Annotated in this window: 21 protein-coding genes and 1 pseudogene; 17 read left to right on the top strand and 5 right to left on the bottom strand. The window is 53.6% G+C overall.

All coding sequences use genetic code 11. The annotated features are described in order from the left end of the window. The 9 genes from P3C52_RS19515 to P3C52_RS19555 all read left to right on the top strand — a co-directional run. Positions 1-503: methyl-accepting chemotaxis protein (locus P3C52_RS19515; protein ID WP_275556540.1), on the top strand; the 503-nt coding region annotated here is incomplete at its 5' end. A gap of 264 nt (positions 504-767) precedes the next feature. Continuing rightward, positions 768-2,438 (top strand): methyl-accepting chemotaxis protein, encoded by a 1,671-nt coding sequence (locus tag P3C52_RS19520; protein ID WP_275556541.1) that lies wholly within the window; start codon positions 768-770, stop codon positions 2,436-2,438. Between the two features lie 383 nt (positions 2,439-2,821). Next, positions 2,822-3,697, top strand: coding sequence for a protein-glutamate O-methyltransferase CheR (cheR, locus tag P3C52_RS19525; protein WP_275556542.1), 876 nt, complete (start codon positions 2,822-2,824; stop codon positions 3,695-3,697). Beyond that, positions 3,694-4,743, top strand: coding sequence for a chemotaxis response regulator protein-glutamate methylesterase (locus P3C52_RS19530; RefSeq protein ID WP_275556543.1), 1,050 nt, complete (start codon positions 3,694-3,696; stop codon positions 4,741-4,743). Before cheR ends, P3C52_RS19530 begins: the two co-directional genes overlap by 4 nt. Positions 4,744-4,783: 40 nt before the next feature. Next, positions 4,784-5,173 (top strand): chemotaxis response regulator CheY, encoded by a 390-nt coding sequence (gene cheY, locus P3C52_RS19535; protein ID WP_275556544.1) that lies wholly within the window; start codon positions 4,784-4,786, stop codon positions 5,171-5,173. 9 nt (positions 5,174-5,182) lie between these two features. Then, the gene (cheZ, locus tag P3C52_RS19540) at positions 5,183-5,827 is read left to right on the top strand and encodes a protein phosphatase CheZ (protein ID WP_275556545.1); all 645 of its coding nucleotides are present in this window, start codon (positions 5,183-5,185) and stop codon (positions 5,825-5,827) included. A 190-nt stretch (positions 5,828-6,017) separates the two neighbouring features. Next, positions 6,018-7,169, top strand: a complete 1,152-nt coding sequence (gene flhB, locus P3C52_RS19545; protein ID WP_275556546.1) for a flagellar biosynthesis protein FlhB — start codon at positions 6,018-6,020, stop codon at positions 7,167-7,169. Beyond that, positions 7,162-9,243 carry a flagellar biosynthesis protein FlhA gene (flhA, locus tag P3C52_RS19550; protein WP_275556547.1) on the top strand — a complete coding sequence of 694 codons (2,082 nt, stop codon included), beginning with the start codon at positions 7,162-7,164 and terminating at the stop codon, positions 9,241-9,243. Before flhB ends, flhA begins: the two co-directional genes overlap by 8 nt. Next, a complete protein-coding gene (locus tag P3C52_RS19555; RefSeq protein ID WP_275556548.1) occupies positions 9,243-9,635 on the top strand; it encodes a flagellar protein FlhE in 393 nt (130 codons plus the stop codon). Before flhA ends, P3C52_RS19555 begins: the two co-directional genes overlap by 1 nt. A gap of 653 nt (positions 9,636-10,288) precedes the next feature. On the opposite strand, the gene argS is transcribed toward P3C52_RS19555, so the two are convergent. Both argS and P3C52_RS19565 read right to left on the bottom strand, forming a co-directional pair. Then, entirely contained in the window at positions 10,289-12,022 is a 1,734-nt protein-coding gene (argS, locus tag P3C52_RS19560) for an arginine--tRNA ligase (RefSeq protein WP_275556558.1), read from the bottom strand. A gap of 206 nt (positions 12,023-12,228) precedes the next feature. Then, positions 12,229-12,351 carry a hypothetical protein gene (locus P3C52_RS19565; RefSeq protein WP_275556549.1) on the bottom strand — a complete coding sequence of 41 codons (123 nt, stop codon included), beginning with the start codon at positions 12,349-12,351 and terminating at the stop codon, positions 12,229-12,231. A gap of 308 nt (positions 12,352-12,659) precedes the next feature. Between P3C52_RS19565 and P3C52_RS19570 the strand changes: the two genes are divergently transcribed. Then, positions 12,660-13,229, top strand: coding sequence for a VOC family protein (locus P3C52_RS19570; protein WP_275556550.1), 570 nt, complete (start codon positions 12,660-12,662; stop codon positions 13,227-13,229). Here P3C52_RS19570 and P3C52_RS19575 read toward each other — a convergent pair. Continuing rightward, positions 13,226-14,373, bottom strand: a pseudogene (locus tag P3C52_RS19575) (PatB family C-S lyase). The gene P3C52_RS19570 and the pseudogene P3C52_RS19575 overlap by 4 nt on opposite strands. Before the next feature lie 86 nt (positions 14,374-14,459). On the opposite strand from P3C52_RS19575, the gene cutC reads away from it, so the two are divergent. From cutC to P3C52_RS19595, 4 genes are all read left to right on the top strand, one after another. Further along, positions 14,460-15,212: a copper homeostasis protein CutC gene (cutC, locus tag P3C52_RS19580; protein ID WP_275556551.1), complete on the top strand. Its 753-nt coding sequence runs from the start codon at positions 14,460-14,462 to the stop codon at positions 15,210-15,212. Positions 15,213-15,494: 282 nt separating this feature from the next. After that, the gene (locus P3C52_RS19585; protein WP_275556552.1) at positions 15,495-15,722 is read left to right on the top strand and encodes a DUF333 domain-containing protein; all 228 of its coding nucleotides are present in this window, start codon (positions 15,495-15,497) and stop codon (positions 15,720-15,722) included. 340 nt (positions 15,723-16,062) lie between these two features. Then, entirely contained in the window at positions 16,063-16,236 is a 174-nt protein-coding gene (locus tag P3C52_RS19590) for a hypothetical protein (RefSeq protein WP_275556553.1), read from the top strand. A gap of 495 nt (positions 16,237-16,731) precedes the next feature. Beyond that, the gene (locus P3C52_RS19595) at positions 16,732-17,247 is read left to right on the top strand and encodes an Ail/Lom family outer membrane beta-barrel protein (protein WP_275556559.1); all 516 of its coding nucleotides are present in this window, start codon (positions 16,732-16,734) and stop codon (positions 17,245-17,247) included. Between the two features lie 953 nt (positions 17,248-18,200). On the opposite strand, the gene P3C52_RS19600 is transcribed toward P3C52_RS19595, so the two are convergent. Next, a complete protein-coding gene (locus P3C52_RS19600) occupies positions 18,201-18,842 on the bottom strand; it encodes an XRE family transcriptional regulator (protein WP_275556554.1) in 642 nt (213 codons plus the stop codon). Positions 18,843-18,976: 134 nt separating this feature from the next. On the opposite strand from P3C52_RS19600, the gene P3C52_RS19605 reads away from it, so the two are divergent. The 3 genes from P3C52_RS19605 to P3C52_RS19615 all read left to right on the top strand — a co-directional run bounded on the left by P3C52_RS19605 (position 18,977) and on the right by P3C52_RS19615 (position 21,531). Next, a complete protein-coding gene (locus tag P3C52_RS19605) occupies positions 18,977-19,447 on the top strand; it encodes a glycoside hydrolase family protein (RefSeq protein ID WP_275556555.1) in 471 nt (156 codons plus the stop codon). Then, positions 19,444-19,713, top strand: a complete 270-nt coding sequence (locus P3C52_RS19610; protein WP_275556556.1) for a hypothetical protein — start codon at positions 19,444-19,446, stop codon at positions 19,711-19,713. Before P3C52_RS19605 ends, P3C52_RS19610 begins: the two co-directional genes overlap by 4 nt. 126 nt (positions 19,714-19,839) lie before the next feature. Then, the gene (locus tag P3C52_RS19615; RefSeq protein WP_275556557.1) at positions 19,840-21,531 is read left to right on the top strand and encodes a hypothetical protein; all 1,692 of its coding nucleotides are present in this window, start codon (positions 19,840-19,842) and stop codon (positions 21,529-21,531) included. Between the two features lie 324 nt (positions 21,532-21,855). On the opposite strand, the gene P3C52_RS19620 is transcribed toward P3C52_RS19615, so the two are convergent. Beyond that, positions 21,856-21,967 (bottom strand): IS1 family transposase (locus P3C52_RS19620; RefSeq protein WP_001691633.1); only part of this gene is annotated, 112 nt, incomplete at its 5' end.

Consider the following 21,967-nt stretch of genomic DNA (forward strand, 5'->3'; position numbering starts at 1 on the left):
CCGGCGAACAGGGCCGCGGCTTTGCGGTGGTGGCGGGCGAAGTGCGCAACCTGGCACAGCGCAGCGCGCAGGCGGCGAAAGAGATCAAATCACTGATCGAAGATTCCGTGGCGCGCGTCGATACCGGCTCGGCGTTAGTCGGCACCGCGGGTGAAACCATGAGCGACATCGTCAGCGCGGTAACGCGCGTCACCGACATCATGGGTGAAATCGCCTCGGCATCGGACGAGCAGAGTCGTGGCATCGACCAGGTTGGCCTGGCGGTCACCGAGATGGATCGCGTGACGCAGCAGAACGCCGCGCTGGTGGAGGAATCCGCTTCCGCCGCCGCCGCGCTGGAAGAGCAGGCGAGCCGCCTCAGCCAGGCCGTATCGGTATTTAAAGTGCGTCAGGCACAGGTAAGCCGCCCGGCCACGCTGAAAACGCCGGTTCTCAGCCAGCCGGTTAGCGCAAAGCTAACCGCTGTGCCTGCCGCGACGGACAGCAACTGGGAAACCTTCTAACGTAACCGGGCAGTAAACCGGGAACGCTCTCCGGTAGTGCCGTTATTCGGCGGCACTGCCGATGTTCCGCGCCAGCCGTTCTTTCAATCACTTATCAGTGCCTCTTACCTGATGGCGTAAAGCCCGATACGGTTAATTATGCTCCGCTGGTTGCAGCAACGCGCAGCGCAACGTTTCCGTCTCGCGGTTAATTTCCGATAAGGATAAAGATTCCGCTAACCATGCCGATAAATCTCATCATTCAACCACGCTTTAAGGTTCTCCATGTTCAAACATATTAAAGTTGTGACGGCACTTATTCTGGTGCTGGCGATATTCGCTGTACTGCAAATTGCCTCCAGTGGGCTGTTCTTTAACGCCCTGAAAGGCGATCGGCAGAACTTTGTTCTGACGCAGCAGATTCAGCGCGAGCAGATCAATCTTAATGCCGCCTGGGTCGCATTGATTCAGGCGCGCAACACCCTTAACCGCGCCGGTATTCGCTATATGCTGGACGCCAACAATGCCGGTAGCGGCAGCACCGTGGCTGAACTGGTCGCGCTGGCAAATCAACAGCTGGAAGCGGCCGATAAAAGTTTTGCCGCCTACCACAAAGAGCTGCCGGACGAAGTGAAAAACATGGCCTACCTCGTCGCGGTCGATGAGAAATATAAGGTGCTGCACGATGCGCTGGGCGAACTGGTACAGATGCTGGGCGCTGGCAACCTCAAAGGCTTTGTCGATCAGCCGACGCAGGGCTATCAGAATGACTTCGAAGCGGCCTATAACACCTGGGCTCAGACCACCAGCTCGCTGATGGCCGCGGGTGCTGACCAGAACGAAAGTGCTTACCAGCGCGCGCTGTGGATTATCGGCATCGTGCTGTTGATTCTGTCAGGCGTGGTTGCGCTGGTCTGGACCGGTATGCATCACATTCTGCTGCGTCCGTTGAAATCCACCATTGAACATATCCGTCATATTGCCGCAGGCGATCTGACGCGGCCTATCGAGGTGGAAGGGCGCAACGAAATGAGCCAGTTGGCCGCCAGCCTGCAGCATATGCAGCAGGAGCTGGTGCGTACCGTCAGCGACGTGCGCGACGGTTCTGACGCCATCTATACCGGCGCCAGCGAAATTACCGCCGGCAGCAATGACCTCTCATCCCGTACCGAGCAGCAGGCCGCCTCGCTGGAGGAGACCGCCGCCAGCATGGAACAGCTGACCGCGACGGTGAAACAGAACGCGGAGAACGCCCGTCAGGCGTCGCAGCTGGCGCTGAGCGCGTCGGAAACCGCGCAGAAGGGCGGCAAGGTGGTGGACGGCGTGGTGAAAACCATGAGCGAAATCGCCGGCAGCTCGAAGAAGATTGCCGACATCACCAGCGTGATTGACGGCATCGCCTTCCAGACCAACATTCTGGCGCTGAATGCGGCGGTGGAGCAGCGCGCCGGCGAGCAGGGCCGCGGCTTTGCGGTGGTGGCGGGCGAAGTACGCAACCTGGCGCAGCGCAGCGCGCAGGCGGCGAAAGAGATCAAATCACTGATCGAAGATTCCGTCACCCGCGTCGATACCGGTTCCGTACTGGTAGAGAGCGCCGGTGAAACCATGAGCGACATCGTCAGCGCGGTAACGCGCGTCACCGACATCATGGGTGAAATCGCCTCGGCATCGGACGAGCAGAGCCGTGGCATCGACCAGGTTGGCCTGGCGGTCACCGAGATGGATCGCGTGACGCAGCAGAACGCCGCGCTGGTTCAGGAGTCGGCTGCCGCTGCCGCCACGCTGGAAGAGCAGGCGAGCCGTCTCAGCCAGGCGGTTGCCGTGTTCAGAATTCGTAAAGAATTCGCCGCCGCCGCCGTTAACGTAAGTACGGCCGCAAAAACGCAGCCAGCCGCCGCTCCGGCAGCGGTAACGCGTAAAGCCGCCGCAACGGACGCCAACTGGGAAACCTTTTAATCCGTTGCTCAGCGGCCAGTGAATAAAAGACGTGTTGACAGAATTTTCGGAACCGGACAGGTCAGAAATTCATTCCGGCGCGCAGGTGAGAGACAACGGCAGTTAAGGTTTCGTCACTCACCAGGCTGGGGCGCCCCGGAACGTATCTGTCCGGCTGCGAATGAGAACGGCGGAGCATAAACCGCACAGCCGTTTGCCAGCCAGATTGGGTCACACAACAGAATGCCGCGCTGGTAGAGGAAGCGGCAACGGCCACGGATTAACTCGCGGCCCGTCTGCGCAAAGGGATTGCCGGACGGGGACGTTAGCGTGAGATGCGAATAAGCCATCGCCGGGATGTGGCGCCCTTTAACCCTTAATCTGCTTTTGCTGGGTGAATCTGGATGAAAAAATCGACCGTACTGGCACCACCTGAGAATGCAACGCTGCTGTCGCAGATGGTTCAGCGTTTGCCTCTCTCTGATACGCACTTTCGCCGTATCAGTCAGTTAATTTATCAGCGAGCCGGAATTGTGCTTGCCGATCACAAGCGTGAGATGGTCTACAACCGCCTGGTTCGCCGCCTGCGGACGCTGAATATCGATGATTTTGGTCGTTATCTGGCGCTGCTGGAAAACGATCAGAACAGTGCCGAGTGGCAGGCGTTTATTAACGCGTTGACCACCAACCTGACGGCTTTTTTCCGTGAGGCGCACCATTTTCCGATTCTGGCGGAACATGCCAAACGGCGCGGCGGCAGCTACAACGTCTGGAGTACGGCGGCCTCCACCGGCGAGGAGCCTTATTCCATCGCCATGACGCTGGCAGAAACGCTGGGCGCCGGACCGGGGAAATTCTCCGTTCACGCCAGCGATATTGATACCCAGGTGCTGGAAAAAGCCGCGTCCGGGATCTATCGCCAGGAGGAGTTGCGCACGCTGTCGCAGCAGCAGATGCAGCGCTTCTTTCTGCGCGGCACCGGACCCCATTCCGGCATGGTGCGGGTGCGCTCCGAGCTGGCGGGCATGGTGAGCTTTACGCAGCTCAACCTGCTGGCGCACGAATGGGCATTGCCTGGGCCGTTTGATGCGATTTTTTGCCGCAACGTAATGATCTATTTCGATAAAGAAACTCAGGAAAAGATCCTGCGGCGCTTTGTCCCGTTGCTGAAGCCCGGCGGCCTGTTGTTTGCCGGTCATTCAGAAAACTTCAGCCAGATAAGCAAAGAGTTTTATCTGCGCGGGCAGACGGTTTACGGGCTGACTAAGGAAAGATCATGAGCAAAATCACCGTAATGTGCGTTGATGATTCAGCGCTGATGCGACAACTGATGACGGAGATCATCAACAGCCATCCCGATATGGAAATGGTGGCGACCGCGCCCGATCCGCTGGTAGCGCGCGATTTGATTAAACAGTTTAACCCGCAGGTGCTGACGCTGGATGTGGAGATGCCGCGCATGGACGGTCTCGACTTCCTCGAGAAGCTGATGCGTCTGCGTCCAATGCCGGTGGTGATGGTTTCCTCGCTAACGGCCAAAGGGTCAGAAGTCACGCTGCGCGCGCTGGAGCTGGGCGCTATCGATTTCGTCACCAAGCCGCAGCTTGGCATTCGGGAAGGGATGATGGCGTACAGCCAGATGATCGCCGATAAGATCCGCGCGGCGGCGCGTGCCCGCATGATGCCGCGCGTCACCCAGGCGGCACCGGCAATGCTGAAGGCGGGTCCGCTGCTGAGTAGTGAGAAGCTGATTGCCATCGGCGCATCCACCGGCGGCACCGAAGCGATTCGCCATGTGCTGCAGCCGCTGCCGATGACCAGCCCGGCGCTGCTGATTACCCAGCATATGCCGCCCGGCTTTACCCGTTCGTTTGCCGAACGTCTGAACAAGCTGTGCCAGATCACCGTGAAAGAAGCGGAAGATGGCGAACGTATTCTGCCGGGACACGCCTATATAGCGCCCGGCGCGATGCACCTGGAGCTGGCGCGCAGCGGCGCCAACTATCAGGTGAAACTGAACGATGGTCCGCCGGTTAATCGTCACAAGCCCTCTGTGGATGTGCTGTTTAAATCGGTGGCGCTGCATGCCGGTCGTAACGCCGTTGGCGTGATCCTGACCGGCATGGGCAACGACGGCGCGGCGGGGCTGCTGGAGATGCAGCGCGCCGGCGCCTGGACCATCGCGCAGAACGAAGCAAGCTGTGTGGTTTTCGGCATGCCGCGTGAGGCTATTGCTCACGGGGGAGCCAGTGAAGTGGTGGATCTGCACCAAATCAGCCAGCACATGCTGGCAAAAATTAGCGCCGGACAGGCATTGCGAATTTAACCGAGCCCGTCCAGCGGGTCGAGATAACACAGGAGTAGATATGGCTGACAAGAATATGCGCTTTTTGGTAGTAGACGATTTCAATACGATGCGTCGTATTGTGCGCAACCTGCTGAAAGAGCTGGGCTTCAATAACGTTGAAGAAGCCGAAGACGGCGCTGACGCGCTGAATAAACTGCGCGCAGGCGAGTTCGATTTCGTTATTTCCGACTGGAACATGCCGAATATGGACGGCCTGCAGCTGCTGCAAACCATCCGCGCTGACGCTGCGCTGGGCAAGCTGCCGGTACTGATGGTTACGGCGGAAGCGAAGAAAGAGAACATTATCGCTGCGGCGCAGGCAGGGGCCAGCGGTTATGTGGTGAAACCTTTTACTGCGGCAACTCTGGAAGAGAAGTTAGGTAAGATCTTCGAAAAATTAGGTATGTAAGGAGACGTGATGAGCGAACTTACGAAACCAGCGACCGATGCGGCGTCATCGCAAGATATCATCACGCGCATTGGCTCGTTAACGCGCATGCTGCGTGACAGCCTGCGTGAGCTGGGGCTGGATCAGGCGATTGCGGAAGCCGCGGAAGCGATTCCCGACGCGCGCGACCGTCTTGACTATGTGGTTCAGATGACCGCTCAGGCCGCTGAACGAGCGCTGAACTGCGTTGAAGCATCACAGCCGCGCCAGGATGCGCTGGAAAGCGGCGCGAAAGCTCTAAAAACGCGCTGGGATGCCTGGTTTGAGGACCCAATCGAGCTGTCGGATGCCCGTGTACTGGTTTCGGATACGCGCGAATATCTGGCAACCGTGCCGGAACACACGTCCTTTACCAACGCCCAACTGCTCGACATCATGATGGCGCAGGATTTCCAGGATCTGACCGGTCAGGTGATCAAGCGCATGATGGATGTTATCCAGGAAATCGAGCGCCAGCTGTTGATGGTGCTGCTGGAGAATATGCCGGAAGCGAACGCGCGTCAGAAGCGGGAAGAAAACAGCCTGCTGAACGGCCCGCAAATTAACGCGGCTGCCCCTGGCGTCGTTGCCAACCAGGATCAGGTCGATGACCTGCTTGATAGCCTGGGCTTCTAGATTAAACGCTGCCGCGCTCTGAACGGAGACGGCAGCCACCACCTGTTATCAGGCCGACAATCGTACGATTGCCGGTCTGTTTTTACCATTCCCTGAAATAACCCCTGTTTAACCCTGTTACTCGGCCCATTAAATTGCCCGCCGTTTGGCACTCTATGCTCAATTCCCATTCCGACGCAGGTTGACCAACGTGGCTGAAGATAGCGACGCGGAAAAAACAGAATCCCCCACACCCCACCGACTTGAGAAAGCGCGTAAAGAAGGGCAGATCCCGCGTTCCCGCGAGCTGACCTCGCTGCTGATGCTGGTGACGGGGTTGCTGATCCTGTGGATGGGCGGCGAGCCGATGGCGCGCCAGCTGGCCGAGATGGTCGCGTCCGGTTTCAGTTTCGATCATCGCTTAATTAACGATCCGGGACAGATTGTGCGTCATATCAGCCGCCTGTTAAGCAAAGCGGTCTGGGCGCTGCTGCCGATGATGGCTGGCCTGGTACTGGTCGCCATTGCTGCGCCGATGCTGCTGGGCGGTATCGTGTTGAGCGGCAAAGCGATCTCTTTTCAGTTTAACAAGCTGAATCCGCTGAGCGGCCTGAAGCGCATGGTTTCTGCCCAAACCTGGGCTGAGCTGTTGAAAGCGGTGCTGAAGGCCACGCTGGTGAGCGCGGTGGCGGGCTGGTACGTCTGGGTCAGCTGGCCGGAGATGTTGCGCCTGATTACCGAGTCGCCGTTTGATGCGCTGGCGCACGGCCTGAATATGGTCGCCGTCTGCTGTTTCCTGGTAGTGCTGGGGCTGGTGCCGATGGTCGGCTTCGACGTGTTCTGGCAGCTGTTCAGCTATTTCAAACAGCTGCGCATGACACAGCAGGAAATCCGCGATGAATATAAAGAGATGGAAGGCGACCCGCACGTAAAAGGGCGCATTCGTCAGGCGATGCGCGCCGCCGCACGCCGCCGCATGATGGCGGACGTGCCGAAAGCGGACGTTATCGTCACCAACCCGACGCACTATTCCGTCGCGCTGCAGTATGACGAGAAGAAGATGAGCGCCCCGAAAGTGGTAGCGAAGGGCGCGGGCGATGTGGCGTTGAAGATTCGTGAGTTAGGGAAAGAACATCGCGTGCCGATTCTGGAAGCGCCGCCGCTGGCGCGCGCGCTTTATCGTCACAGTGAAATAGGTCAGCACATTCCGGGCGCGCTGTATGGCGCAGTTGCAGAAGTGCTGGCCTGGGTATGGCAGCTTAAGCGCTGGAAGCGCGAGGGTGGCCTGATACCGCAGAAACCTCAACGTTTGCCGGTACCGGCTGAACTGGACTTTGCAGGAGAGACGAGATCTGATGGCTAATCTGGCCGCTTTACTTCGCTTACCGGGTAACATGAAGGATACGCAGTGGAAGGTGCTGGCTGGCCCGCTGCTGATTCTGCTGATCCTGTCGATGATGGTGCTGCCGCTGCCGCCCTTTATCCTCGATCTGCTGTTTACCTTTAATATCGCGCTGTCGATTATGGTGCTGCTGGTGGCGATGTTTACCCAGCGCACGCTGGATTTCGCCGCTTTCCCCACCATTCTGCTGTTTTCGACGCTGCTGCGTCTGGCGCTGAACGTTGCATCAACCCGCGTGATCCTGCTGGAAGGCCATACCGGTGCGGCGGCGGCGGGTCAGGTGGTGGAAGCCTTTGGTCACTTCCTGGTCGGCGGCAACTTCGCCATCGGTATTGTGGTGTTCATTATCCTGATCATCATTAACTTTATGGTTATCACCAAAGGTGCCGGACGTATCGCCGAAGTGGGCGCGCGTTTTGTGCTGGACGGGATGCCGGGCAAGCAGATGGCGATCGATGCCGATCTGAACGCCGGTTTGATTGGTGAGGAAGAAGCGAAGAAACGCCGTAATGAAGTGACGCAGGAAGCGGATTTTTACGGCTCAATGGACGGTGCCAGTAAGTTTGTTCGTGGTGACGCTATCGCGGGCATCATGATTATGATTATCAACGTGGTGGGCGGTCTGCTGGTCGGCGTCGTGCAGCACGGCATGTCGCTTGGCGCAGCGGGCGAAACCTATACGCTGCTGACTATCGGTGACGGCCTGGTGGCGCAGATCCCGGCGCTGGTTATTTCGACCGCCGCGGGCGTGATTGTGACGCGCGTCAGCACCGATCAGGATGTCGGCGAGCAGATGGTCAGCCAGCTGTTCGATAACCCGCGCGTTTTAATGCTGAGCGCCGGTGTGCTGGGTCTGCTGGGTCTGGTGCCGGGCATGCCGAACCTGGTATTTCTGCTGTTTACCGCCGCGCTGTTAGGCATGGCCTGGTGGCAACGCGGCCGGGAGATGAAGCCGAAAGCGGCGGCGCAGCCGATTCCGCGCGCGCAGGAGACGGCCGCCACGGTAGAAGCGACCTGGGGCGATGTGCAGCTGGAAGATTCGCTGGGCATGGAAGTGGGCTACCGTCTGATTCCCATGGTGGATATGCAACAGGATGGCGAGCTGCTGGGCCGTATTCGCAGTATTCGTAAGAAGTTTGCGCAGGAGATGGGCTTTCTGCCGCCGGTGGTGCATATTCGCGACAATATGGATCTGCCTGCCGCTCGCTACCGTATTCTGATGAAAGGGGTGGAGATCGGCAGCGGCGACGCCTATCCGGGGCGCTGGATGGCGATTAACCCAGGCACCGCGTCGGGCACCTTGCCGGGCGAGGCGACGGTAGATCCTGCCTTTGGTCTGGCGGCAATCTGGATTGACAGCGCGCTGAAAGAGCAGGCGCAGATTCAGGGCTTTACCGTAGTAGAAGCGAGTACCGTGGTAGCGACGCATCTGAATCACCTGATCGGCCAGTACGCCAGCGAGCTGTTTGGCCGCCAGGAAGCGCAGCAGTTGCTGGATCGCGTGAGTCAGGATATGCCGAAGTTGACGGAAGACCTGGTGCCGGGCGTGGTGTCGCTGACGACGCTGCATAAGGTGTTACAGAATCTGCTGGCGGAGCGCGTGTCGATTCGCGATATGCGCACCATTATTGAGACGCTGGCGGAGCATGCGCCGGTGCAGAACGATCCGCAAGAGCTGACGACGGTGGTGCGCGTGGCGCTGGGTCGCGCGATTACGCAGCAGTGGTTCCCGGGTAACGGCGAAGTGCAGGTTATCGGCCTTGACGCAACGCTGGAGCGTCTGTTGTTACAGGCGTTGCAGGGCGGCGGCGGACTGGAGCCTGGGCTGGCGGATCGTCTGTTGGATCAGGCGCAGCGCGCGCTGCAGAATCAGGAGATGGTGGGCGCGCCGCCGGTGCTGTTGGTGAATCATCCGCTGCGCGCGTTGTTGGCCCGTTTCCTGCGGCGCAACTTGCCGCAGCTGGCGGTGCTGTCCAATATGGAGCTGACGAATAATCGTCATATTCGTATGACGGCGACAATCGGAGGTCAGTAATGCGGGCTTTATGGTTAACGTTGTTGTTGTTACCGCTGATTACGCAGGCGGCGGACGGCGCCTGGCAGGGCAGCGCCACGGGCGTGACGCTGAGTAACCGCGGCGTGGAGGCCTCATCGCCGCCAATTGCGCCGCCCGGCCCGGTTTCCGGCATGATGAGCGTGGTTTACTGGCGCTTCGAATTAACCGGCCCGCAACCGGCGGGTTTGTTGGTGAAGCTCTGTTCCAGCGCGCGCTGTACGCCGATTGAAGGGGCCAGCGGTTCGACGCGCGGACTAACGAATGTGCCAGCCAGCGATACGCTGCGCTTTGTTTATAGCGTGCCGGGGCAGGGAAGGCTGTTTCCTGTGACGCGCGTGCGCAGCAATCAGGTGATGGTGAATTATCAGTAGCGTTGGGTGCTGGTATCCAGACTTAAGCCCCGGCTGCTTATGTAGGTATTAACGGCGCCTGAGTCCGACTTCGGCGTGTTTATGTAGATGGTAACGGTGCCTGAGACCGGCTTCGGTGTGTTTATGTAAGTGGTGCCGGTGCCGGTGCCGGTCGCGGAAGGGAGCCAGCACTGAGCTTAAAGCTGAGGTGGACAGGCAGCATAGTAAAGCTTCCGCGTCAGGGATGACGCGGCAGAGCCCCAGGGATGGGTGCATGGCGTCTTTACGGAGCGGCCTGTCCACCGAAGGTGGCAACGGAAATCAAACTCACCCCAGCCTTCCGCCGCACCAGCCTGAGCCAGAAGCTACTCCCTCAGTACTGCTTGCACCACAGCCTGAGCCAGAAGCTGCTCCCTCAGTACTGCTTACATCACAGCCTGAGCCAGAAGCTGCTCCCTCAGTACCGCTTGCATGAGCCTGAAACCCTCTCCCCGGCGATACTCATCTAAAACAGAGGTCAATTTTCCTGAGACGGCTTGCCTGAACCAGAAGTCATCTTCCCGGTACCAATACTTAGTCTGAAGGCCGCCTTTCCAACCGGCATAAAAAAATCCACGCCGGAGCGTGGATTTTTCATCAGCACGAAGCCCTTTCGTAACAAGGGCAGCGGGAAATTACATACGTTCGACGGTCTCAATACCCAGCGTATCCAGACCCTGCTTCAGCGTTCTGGCTGTCAACAATGCCAGCTTCAGACGGCTCTGGCGTACCGCTTCATCTTCCGCCGACAGAATCGGACAGTGTTCATAGAAGCCAGAGAACAGCCCAGCCAGATCGTACAGATAGGCGCACATTACGTGCGGCGTGCCGTCGCGGGCAACCAGCGTAATCGTCTCTTCAAACTGCAACAGACGCGCCGCCAGCTGCGATTCGCGCTCATCGCTCAGCTGAATAGTGCCGTCCAGCACCGCGTTCTCATCAATGCCCGCTTTGCGGAACACCGACAGCACGCGCGTATAGGCGTACTGCATATAAGGCGCAGTGTTGCCTTCAAAGGCCAACATGTTATCCCAGTCGAAAATATAATCGGTGGTGCGGCTCTTCGACAGATCGGCATATTTCACCGCGCCGATGCCTACGATATTGGCCAGCTTACGCAGCTCGTCCGCATCCATATCCGGGTTCTTCTCGGAAACCAGCGCGGTGGCGCGCTCTACCGCTTCGTCCAGCAGATCGGACAGCTTAATGGTGCCGCCGCTGCGGGTTTTGAACGGACGACCATCTTTGCCCAACATCATGCCAAACATATGATGCTCAAGCGGCACCGATTCCGGCACGTAGCCCGCTTTGCGCACGATAGTCCAGGCCTGCATTAAATGCTGATGCTGACGGGAGTCGATATAGTAAAGCACGCGATCGGCATGCAGCTGCTCATAGCGGTATTTCGCGCAGGCAATATCCGTGGTGGTATAAAGATAGCCGCCATCCTTCTTCTGGATGATGACGCCCATCGGTTCGCCTTCTTTGTTCTTAAACTCATCGAGGAAAACCACGGTGGCGCCTTCGCTCTCGACCGCCAGCCCTTTGGCTTTCAGATCGGCGACGATGCCCGGCAGCATATCGTTATATAAGCTTTCACCCATCACATCGTTACGCGTCAGCGTCACGTTCAGACGATCGTACACCGTCTGGTTCTGCGTCATGGTAATGTCGACCAGCTGCTTCCACATGGTGCGGCAATATTCGTCGCCGCCCTGTAATTTCACCACGTAGCTGCGCGCGCGTTCGGCAAAAGCTTCATCTTCGTCATAGGTTTTTTTCGCTTCGCGGTAGAAGGCTTCCAGATCGGCCAGCGCAATCGCTTCATGATGTTCGCGCTGCTGCTTTTCCAGATAGGCGATCAGCATCCCGAACTGCGTGCCCCAGTCGCCGACGTGGTTAGCGCGAATGACTTTATGTCCGAGAAACTCCAGCGTACGAGCGGCTGCGTCGCCAATAATGGTCGAACGCACATGGCCGACATGCATCTCTTTCGCCACGTTAGGCGCGGAATAGTCGATAACGATCGTTTGCGCATCGACCGGCGCAACGCCCAGACGCGGCGACGCCAGCGCGGCTTCCGCCTGCTGGGCGAGCCATTCCGGCGCGAGGAAAATATTAATAAAGCCCGGTCCGGCGATTTCAACTTTGCTGGCGATACCGTTCAGATCAAGCTGCTGAACTACCTGCTCGGCCAGCTGGCGCGGCTGCTGACCCAGCTTTTTCGCCACCGCCATAATGCCGTTGGCCTGATAATCGCCAAACTGAACCCTGGCCGACTGACGAACCATGGGTTCGCAATCTGACGGCGCGCCAACGGCGATCATCGCCTGACTAACTTTTTCGGAAAGGAGAGCCTGAATATTCACCGCGTTACCTTCATCTGTCTGCGTTGCCCGCCGCATGGGCGCGGCGGGCATAATCATCGCGGCGCCTGACAGCCTGGCAGGTTGCTGTACAATGGCGCCGCGGAAAAAAGAAGGGGGGAAGTATACTTTATTTGAAGGGAAGCGTCAGCAGCCCCGTAGCGGGCGGAAACACGGCTGCAAATGTTTCCGCCACCGAGGAAAAAAGGTTAGCGACGTCGAAAATGTCGATGAGGGTTACTTACCGTTTTTTCATTGCGCACCTTCCAGTGGCGGGAGATAGCAAACCCCATCAGCGCGATAAGAACTGCAATAATAATGAGTTTAAACATATAGCCATTCCTTGTGTGATGGTCGGGGGTAAATCTATAAGAAAGGCTTAGTAGCCGCAATTGCGCACCAGCCCAATTAGGAATTACCTTAAACACCCGGCAAACGTAATTAAAAACATTAGGTTAACTATGTTTTTATAAAATATTTTGTGGTCCTGTACCGTGCTAAACTGGACATAAGTTAGATAAATTCCGTCAATTTATCAGAAATATTAATCAGAGACGCTATTTTTACAACTATAACTGGCCTTATAAAGCAGCACGCACAGCAGCCAATGTTTAATTAAACTGTATGAAAAAGGGAGATAATGGTGCCATTCAGGAATAATCTGGAAGCGCTATCCGACCTGGCAGACGATCTGCCATGCTTCGAAGAAAAGCTGACAAATTTGGCCGAAAGGCTGGGGTTAACCCTGGAAAATCTTGAGGCTGACCATATTTCACTGCGCTGCCATCAAATCGCCACAGCGGAGCGCTGGAAACAAGGCCTGATGCAGGTTGGGCGGATGTTCTCAGAAAATATGATCAACGGCCGACCGATTTGCCTGTTTGAACTGGACGAGCCGCTATGCGTGGGGCCGTGGCGTATCAACGTGGTCGAACTGCCGTGGCCGGGCAATAAGCTCTATCGCCATGAAGGCTGGGAACATGTTGAAATTGTGCTGCGCGGTGACCCGGCAACGCTGGGCGCGCGGGCGATGGCCTTGCTCTCCGATAGCGGCCTGCTGGAGCCGGGTATCTCGTTTAAAACCAGTGCGCCGCAGGGTGAAAATGAACGTTTGCCAAATCCCACGCTGGCGGTCACCGATGGACAAATCACGATTAAATTCCATCCCTGGAGTTTGCAGGAGATCGTCGCCAGCGAGCAGAAGCGTTAAGCGTTCGCAGCGGCCACCGCGCGCTCCAGGCGCGTTACCGCCTCTCCCAGCGTGGCGCGCGTGCAGCCGAAATTAAAGCGCACAAAGCCGTCATCACCAAAATCCCGTCCCGGCGAAAAGCCCAGGCCGTGCTGCTCAAACCAGAGCGCCGGGCTGGGCACGTTGGGAAGGCGCGCCGAAATCCATGCCAGATAGGTCGCTTCCGGCGGCGCGACATCCAGCCCCGGCAGCGCATTTATCTGCGCGCACAGCCAGTCGCGATTACGGCGTAAATAATCCAGCTGCGCCTCCAGCCGGGCTGACCGTCGCGCCAGGCGGCGGTTGCGGCGGTTATCGCCAGAATATCCACTGACGGCACGATGCCACGGCGCGTATCGTTAAAGCGCTGACGCAACGCTTTATTCGGAATGATTGCCAGCGATGCGCCTAAACCAGCGATATTAAAGGTTTTCGAGGGAGAAATAAGCGTTATTGAACGTTGCTCGGCATCGTCGTCCAGCGTCGCGAACGGAATATGCTGCAGGCCCGGCTCCAGAATCAGATCGCAATGGATATCATCTGAGCAAACGATCAGATCGTGTTGCTGGGCAAATCGCAGTTGCGCAGCGAGTTCATCACGACGATAAACCGTGCCGCCGGGGTTTTGCGGATTACACAGCATCAGCAGCTTTTCATTACCGGTTAGCTGCATTTCCGCCGCCGCCAGATCCATCGTCCAGCGCGCATTCTCCAGCCGCATCTGTAGATTTATCTGACTGCGATCCGCCCACTTCGCCGCCAGCCGAAACGGTGGATAAATTGGCGTCGGCGCCACTGTGCCTTCACCTGGCGAAGTAAAGGCGCGAACGCAAAGGTTTAATCCAGCCACCACACCGGGCAAAAGTACCAGCCACTCCGCTTCAATCCGCCAGTTATAGCGCGTCGCCATCCGCTCAATAACGACGTCGATTAGCGCATTCGGCTCGGCGCCATAACCAAAAACGCCATGTTCTACGCGCTGTTGCAGCGCCTCAATCACCGCGGGTGGCGAACGAAAGTCCGTATCCGCTACCCACAGCGGTAAAATGTCGCGATTGCCATATTTTCGCCACTTGAGACTATCGCTGTGATGCCGGTCTATCCACTGATCGAAATTGAATGCCATGATTAAGATTCTCATTACACTGCTTTGCAAACTGAGCCTAACCGAGAATCAGAAAACCAGCCAGCAGTCATTAACAGGAGGATGAAATGGTTAAACTGGAAGTATGCTGCTATGGAGTGGACTGCGCTGTTAATGCGCAAGAGGCGGGCGCTGACCGGATTGAGCTTTGTGCGGCACCGAAAGAGGGCGGTTTAACGCCATCTGCCGGCACCTTGCAGGCCGCACGCGTGCATCTCCACATACCTGTTCATCCTATTGTTCGTCCGCGCGGCGGCGATTTTTGCTACAGCGAGCGGGAGTTCGCCACCATGAAATCCGATGTCGCCCTGATCCGCGAGCTGGGTTTTCCCGGCGTGGTACTAGGCGTGCTGGATGAAGATGCTCATATAGACATCAACAGGATGCGCGAGATTATGCCGCTCTGCGGCGATATGCAGGTGACCTTCCATCGCGCCTTTGACCTTTGTCATAGTCCGAAACGTGCATTAGAAACATTGACCGAACTGGGCGTTGCGCGCATTCTGACATCAGGCCAGCAGCAAAATGCCGAAAGCGGAATTGTATTGTTAAAGGAACTTACTGAGTTAAGTGAAGGTCCAATCATTATGGCTGGGGCAGGCGTCAGGTTAAGCAATCTGCAAAAGTTCCTGGATGCAGGTATCCGTGAACTGCATACCTCCGCCAGCCGCCTGGTTTCTTCGCCGATGCGCTACCGCAAAGCGGGTGTTTCAATGAGTTCAGATGTTGAAACCGATGAGTTCAGCCGTCAGAGCGTTGACGGCGAGATGGTTGAGGCGATGAAAAGTATCATACAGATGAACGCGGTTCGCGTTGCCTGAACCCTAACAGTTTTTGCCGCACAGCACGCCGTTCCTCAGACGTGATGTTTGCAAGTACCAAACCCCAGCATGTTGTTGGGGTTTTTTTTATGTCTCTGAAACCGTTTACTGCGGAAGTGCTTTTTACTTTGCACAACATTAACGTCAAAACAACAATAATCCTGATAAATTACCAGGTTATGCGTTTGGTCGCGCAGCGTTAGCATAATAGAGTGGAACAAATCAGGGCGTCTTATCCGGCTTATGCTGAAGACGGTAAAAGGCGTCTGTTGAGGAAACAAGATGAAAAAGTTAATGGTAATAGCAGGTGTCACCTTTTTAGCATCATGCGCGTCACAGAGCGACCAAACAAAAATAAATGGTATGGCAAATCCTGCCTCCGTCTATTGTAAAAAAGTCGGCGGCAAACTGAATATCGTTAAAGGAAGGGGTGGTGATGTGGGTTATTGTACGCTGCCTGACGGTGAGCGCATCGAGGAATGGACGCTGTACCGAAGAGATAATAAATAATTAAATAGCTACAAATACGGTTTAGTAAGTGAATGAAAACGGCAAACTTTTCCCAAATATTCGTGAATTGAGAGCAGGGACGTCAAAATGTTCAACTGGATATGTCAACACAAGCTGGGCGTTCTGCTGACGCTGGTCATTGCAGTTGAACTGGCAATGTTCCTGTTAACGAATGAATGGATGCCGTGGAACTGGTAGACAGGACCAGTACAAACCTATTATGAAGAACCGTCGCCTGACGGTTTTTTTCTATTTGCACAAAAGTTAGGCGCCGTTCCCTCAGAAGCTAAAAAGCTGTGCTATAGATCACATTACCTTTACAGCAAACCGGGAAACAAGTATGGCTTTAGCATTAAAAAAAGATTTACTTGTAGGAGCAGTACTGGTTGAGATACTTCGCCAACATCCAGAGATTAATTTGTCAGGTGATTTTGTAGATGCGGTTATAAAAATGAGTGATGCGCTATGTCAACAATTTCCACATAGTGAGCGGGGCATTAAGTCAGGCGATTAAGCAAGTTGCCCAGCCAGGGGAATTAGCGCATCCATCAATTCAAAGGCTCGCTTCGGCGGGCCTTTTTTGCTTCCACTGCTGAGCTGAAGAAAGTAGCAGTGATACCGGAGAATGCCTGATTAATAAAAACCGGGAAAGGCAGCTATAAAAAGAAGTTTATATGACATCCAGATAATTAAAGCGTTGGCATCATTTACTGCAATAAGCCTTAGAAATCAGGTCAGATAACAGACGCTGAGAAGATAGTCACAATTACCACAATAAGAGAAAGGTTAACTGAGCTGCTGTTTATAACGATTGATAAAGGCTAATTTTTTATAGCTGATGCCAGGCTTGCTTTTCTTAAATGCTGATAAAAATCAACGCATTATTTTAAATTTTTTCTGGCTGTGAGGGGGGGTATACGTTTAATGAATATTGATAATCAGCCGCTATTATAAGTCACGCCTTATTTATACAACCGTATCAAAAAGAAATCGCTATGAATAAAACCTGCTGGCATTATTATTAACAAGCGCCGCTATTTTTTTATCAAACGCAATGGCTGCTTACAAAACCACGCTTTCTGTAGGTCATGCAAAAAGTACCGTAAATAATCATAGCTCTCGCCTGGATGAAAATCCCACCGGTATGAACGGTAAGTTAAGAATGGAAATTAATGATGACTGGGGAGTGATGCTTTCACTAACCAATACTCATTATGCTAAAGATTATTATGGTCGGTTCAGGTACGCCACGGACGAGTTAGATTATTTTTCCCTGCTGCCTGGACCTTCTTACCGATTTAATAAATATATTTCTGCCTACGCTCTTGCCGGTTGGGGATATGGTGAAAGTAATAACAGCATTGGCTGGGCAAACGAAGATTACTCCGCCAGCACCCTGGCCGTCGGCGTTGGGCTGCAGTTTAACCTCAAAAAAAGTATTGCTATCGATACTGAATGGGAATACGCAAAACTGGACGATTATAAGGTAAATACCTGGAGAGTGGGTCTTGGCTACCACTTTTAGAGCAGACAGCCCACCAGTCTGTGGGCTTTTTATGGCGTTGATTGCCATCTGAATGTTGGCTGGCGTTAGACTGGAGAGGTCGATAAGGACGTCGGTACTGCTGGTGGTATTGGGCAGATTATTAACAGCCCAATGCCTTTGCTATTGCTACTAATACGCTTTATTCATCTGGTGATAAGCCAAAGCTACAGTTATTTTAACTAAATGAGGCCGATCACAATATTCACATTGATTACCGTTGCTAACCACATAAGTCAGACTTCACTAAAAGGAGTTATCTTTTTTTATTAAATTAACTTCTTTAATTAACTTTTTGATTTTTAACTACTTATTCTTTTTGTATGAATTTTAACCATTTTAAATGTTAATGAGAGAAACCCTGCTGTTAAAAAGAGATAATTCATTATTTTAGTTTAAATCATTGATATTTAATCAATTAAATGAAATAAAGCGTACGGCGCTAAAGTGTAAGCGAGATTTTTTTCACATCAATAGAAATTTTTTTAGACTCTTTTTCATCCCTTGTTACCGTTAAGCTTGTTTAACCATTAACAACGAAAAAATGATTAGCTGGCACATAGTTAGCTCACCTCTATCCCCTTCACGGCGGCGGCTGGCGCTACGTTTTGCTATCAAATTCTGCCCGCATTAAGGCCAATTTTTTTAGTTAGCAAACTTGACACTTTTTTAATAGCTAATAGTATTTTTAATAACAAAGGTTATGAAGTGTGGTGAATGTGTTAACCGCCTCGTCAGCTAACTAATAAGCCGCATTCATGCTTCAGAGGCGTGTTGAAGCATAGTTAACCCCCGGAGCGGCGCCTCGGCGCCGATGGGAAGTTAAATAACTGACGGGCTGAGTAGCTGAAGAGGTTCGCCATGATTTATGTCTTATATCGTGTCGCCGGTGGGCAGTATCGCGAGTTCACCTTACCGGATGATGATGTGGCGGCTTACCGGCGCAAATCACGGATTAAAAAGATAGCGACGCCGATGAGTTCGGCGGAGGAGGAGAGTTCTACTGCTGGTAAACGTGGATCGTCCACGGTTAAAAAGCCGTTAGATGGACCTTCGAGGTAGCGATAAACGCTGATGCGCTCGTGAACCCGCGCGATCACCAGATCACCGGATTCCGGCGGAATTTCAGTATCGACAATCACGATACTGCCCGCCGTGGCCTCAGCACAGCCGCTGTTTCGATCTATCAAATAGGCTCGCCAGGTTTTTTTGGCGCGGACGCCATTAGGCGTGGTAACGGTCTCGCTGGTTTTACCCGCCAGCGTCCAGACAGGGACGTCACTGGCCGCGGGAGTAGTATGTGAAAAGCCTTCTTTAGTGGAAGGCCCCTGCATCTCTCCCTGTCCTTTGGCCAGCCATTCGACATTGACGTTGAGTGCGGCCGCGATGTCGACAAGTTTACGCGATCCGGCAGCCTGACCTTTCGTCAGGCGCCAGATAGTAGGCTGAGAAACGCCGGAGGCTTTTGCTAAAGCACCCTGAGTCATTCCGGCCATGTTCATCGCTATATTGAGCCGCGCAGCAAGAGAATCTGTTTTCATAAACGAAAATTTATAGCGCGCCGTATTGTTCGTCAAACACGCTTTGCTATGGCTTGTTTCGATACGTTTTGTTATGGGTTAACGCATTATACATAACAGAATGAAAACCACCAATGTGTCAGAGCCAATTTTTATCAAGGTCACGGGCTAGCTGGAAAAGGAGTGTTGTTATGAGTGAGATAATAAAAATTCTTAAGTTTGAAGAGGGTTATCGGGCAAAACCTTACATCGATACCGAAGGTTATCCGACCGTGGCTTATGGCATCAAACTGGGGCCGCGCGGCTGCCCGATTGAGAATTATACCTTTACCGTTCCAGAGGTGGTGGGAAGTGTCTGGCTGGAAACCTTGTTAAGCAATAACAGGTTACAAATGAATGCCATACCGGGCATTGTTGATGCGCTACGACACTGTAACGAACCGCGTAGCGATATTCTGTACAGCATGGCGTGGCAAATGGGCGTTGAGGGGCTCGCGGGATTCAAGAATATGTTGGCCCTAATTTCACAGGAAAATTTTACGGCGGCGGCGAGCAGTATGTTAATGAGCAAATGGGCAAGACAGACGCCTAACAGAGCGAAGCGTCATGCTGATGTCATGCGTAGCGGGAGTTATGACAGCTACAGAGGAGTAATTATATGATGATGAAACTTCGATTGGTTAAGGACTGGCGGCAGTGGTGGCGCTGGCATTCTACGAAAGCGCTGGTGCTGCTGGGGCTGCTGCCCACAATCTGGCTTGAGATGCCGACCGATATGAAAGCGATGATTCCGGCTCACTGGCTACAAATTGTTTCATTCGTTGTGATGCTGTTGGGCATGCTTTCTCGAATTACCCGACAAAAGGCGCCAAATGATACAACGACGCCAACGGATAGTGAAAGTTCTAATAATACGCACCAGGGCTAAATAATAAAAACGGCAAAAAATAATTTCCGTAATAAAAGCGGAAAGGGATTTCCGCAACCTTAAATTATGTGCTGAGTATTTTAACAAGGAAATAAAACCCTTATTTATTTAATCTGGAGGTTCACCATGGCTTTAACTACATCTTCTCAAAAAATTGCAGCAACCAGCGCAACAGATTATACCACTGATAATACTGCTGCCTTTCAGGCGCTGCTTAATAAAGAAAGATATGTCATCATCGATACCATTATTAATCTATCTGCACAGGTTAAAACTGCCTTTGAAGGGCAGATTATCGAAGGAACGGAAACGGGTGAAATCCGGCCGATAGGTACTGATATGAGTATCCGTTCGATGATTGCCCTGAAGCATAAGCGTTGTCAGCTGCGTAGTCTGAAATCAACCAATCCACTTTTACTACAAAGTAATGCGTCGGGCGATAATGGTGGCGGTCGTCAGGGGACGGTAGATATTCAGGCGGACTTCTGCGTAGTTGAAGGCTGTACCATGATTAACCAGGTTAATGCCGTTATTGCGGGGTCAATCTATCGTGCGCATGGTTCACGTATTCTCAATAACAACTTCCTCGACTGCCTGGGCGTTGGTCTGGAAGAGCGAGGTGATGCCGTCAGTATTTGGGGTTCCGGTACGGTGATTGCGCATAACTATGCTTCCTGTAAAGAAGGCACCGATGGGCGTATTGCGTTTCATGCCGAAGCGCCGGTGACGTCAAACAGCGGACGCGCCCAGTTCGATGCGCAGCACACCATTATGGCGAATAACCTGGCCTATGGTCCGTTCCGTCGTCACTTTGTGATGGAAGGGATCACTAACGGGACGGCAATCGGGAATATCTCTCTCGGCGGCGCAACCTGGTGGGGCGAAGCTTATATTATGTGTACCAACGTTCTGGCGGAAAATACGATTAAATATACCCGTACCACTGCCGATACGCAGGGCGGCAACTGGGCGCCGAAACGCGGTGCGATTTGCGTGCAGAACTGGTCATATAACGTAAGCATTCGTTCAACTGTAGTCATGGATGAAGGTTCAGCAGGTGACGGTTTTATTCTTGACCGCTCATCAACGGTGAAAGCTGAACACCGTTTAACACTGCAACTTTCTATGCTGAATAAAGGTAGTGAAAGCAATAACGCCTTTAATTTAGTGCCGGCGGAAGATCTGCATTTGAATAACTGTTATGCGTCAGGTTTTGCCAGCGTAATTAAAGGAACCACCAGCGATTATAATACCGTGCTGTTAACCGGTTGTCGTTTGAGAACCAATGGCAAGGCAACCGGCGTATTAATTAAGGGCGGTTCTGGCGGTACGCTGTCAATTAACCACAGTATTATTGACGTGGGTAGTAATAATTTTGCCATGAACCTGTTTAACCTGGCGAAAATTCATATTACCAGTACCGGTTATGCCGCAGGAAAATTTGCCGTTGGCCTGCAGAATATCGGTGAGAAATTTGTTATGAGCAACTGTTATAACCTGAATTCTGCTGTACCGCTCAGCCTGCGCTACACCAAAACCAGTACCACAGGCGGTTCTCCGGTGGTGACATCAGGAGGGGATGTACCGGAAATTGAATGGCTGTTTAATGAGAATGACGGCATTACCTGCGGATTCGTTTATTCGCAGGAGCAGCTTAAATCGCTGACCTCTACGGTAAACACGACCGGTAAGGCGATGGGTAAAATTGTCCTGGGCTATAGCGCCGACAAGAAACTGCGCTACTACTACGCCTCGGGGCCGGCGGTCAACTCGCCCTGGGTCTCTTTCGATAACACTGAGACCGTCACGCCAGCCTGATTCTCAAAGCCTTCTGTGTAATGCAGAAGGCTTTTTTGATAAGGAAATTTTAACTTTGAGCGGCGCCTGCCGGATACCCTGCACGCTGCTCTTTTTAATTAATTACAGACCGTAGCAAACTAAAGAAAACGCAGCGCACTAGTCAGCTCGTCACACATTCCTCTCTGTCATCACGCCTGAAAACCTGTCTGCTTATGCCTTTCAGGCTCGCTTTCCATACATTTATGCCTGATGACGCAGTTCTGCCAGTCAGGAAACACTGGTCCTTTGTAATTTCATGATGCAAAAAATAATCACATTAATAATTCAGGTAATGACTCCAACTTACTGATAGTGTTTTATGTTCAGATAATGCCCGATGACCTTGTCATGCAGCTCCACCGATTTTGAGAACGACAGTGACTTCCGTCCCAGCCTTGCCAGATGTTGTCTCAGA

Source organism: Mixta sp. Marseille-Q2659, from assembly GCF_940807255.1.
Classification (GTDB): Bacteria; Pseudomonadota; Gammaproteobacteria; order Enterobacterales; family Enterobacteriaceae; genus Mixta.

What these genes read in the sequence shown, in the direction of transcription:
- P3C52_RS19520 (WP_275556541.1), top strand. Translation starts at nt 768, where the DNA reads ATGTTCAAACATATTAAAGTTGTGACGGCACTTATTCTGGTGCTGGCG.
- cheR (WP_275556542.1), top strand. Translation starts at nt 2,822, where the DNA reads ATGAAAAAATCGACCGTACTGGCACCACCTGAGAATGCAACGCTGCTG.
- P3C52_RS19530 (WP_275556543.1), top strand. Translation starts at nt 3,694, where the DNA reads ATGAGCAAAATCACCGTAATGTGCGTTGATGATTCAGCGCTGATGCGA.
- cheY (WP_275556544.1), top strand. Translation starts at nt 4,784, where the DNA reads ATGGCTGACAAGAATATGCGCTTTTTGGTAGTAGACGATTTCAATACG.
- cheZ (WP_275556545.1), top strand. Translation starts at nt 5,183, where the DNA reads ATGAGCGAACTTACGAAACCAGCGACCGATGCGGCGTCATCGCAAGAT.
- flhA (WP_275556547.1), top strand. Translation starts at nt 7,162, where the DNA reads ATGGCTAATCTGGCCGCTTTACTTCGCTTACCGGGTAACATGAAGGAT.
- P3C52_RS19555 (WP_275556548.1), top strand. Translation starts at nt 9,243, where the DNA reads ATGCGGGCTTTATGGTTAACGTTGTTGTTGTTACCGCTGATTACGCAG.
- P3C52_RS19565 (WP_275556549.1), bottom strand. Translation starts at nt 12,351, where the DNA reads ATGTTTAAACTCATTATTATTGCAGTTCTTATCGCGCTGATGGGGTTT.
- P3C52_RS19570 (WP_275556550.1), top strand. Translation starts at nt 12,660, where the DNA reads ATGGTGCCATTCAGGAATAATCTGGAAGCGCTATCCGACCTGGCAGAC.
- cutC (WP_275556551.1), top strand. Translation starts at nt 14,460, where the DNA reads ATGGTTAAACTGGAAGTATGCTGCTATGGAGTGGACTGCGCTGTTAAT.
- P3C52_RS19585 (WP_275556552.1), top strand. Translation starts at nt 15,495, where the DNA reads ATGAAAAAGTTAATGGTAATAGCAGGTGTCACCTTTTTAGCATCATGC.
- P3C52_RS19590 (WP_275556553.1), top strand. Translation starts at nt 16,063, where the DNA reads ATGGCTTTAGCATTAAAAAAAGATTTACTTGTAGGAGCAGTACTGGTT.
- P3C52_RS19605 (WP_275556555.1), top strand. Translation starts at nt 18,977, where the DNA reads ATGAGTGAGATAATAAAAATTCTTAAGTTTGAAGAGGGTTATCGGGCA.
- P3C52_RS19610 (WP_275556556.1), top strand. Translation starts at nt 19,444, where the DNA reads ATGATGATGAAACTTCGATTGGTTAAGGACTGGCGGCAGTGGTGGCGC.
- P3C52_RS19615 (WP_275556557.1), top strand. Translation starts at nt 19,840, where the DNA reads ATGGCTTTAACTACATCTTCTCAAAAAATTGCAGCAACCAGCGCAACA.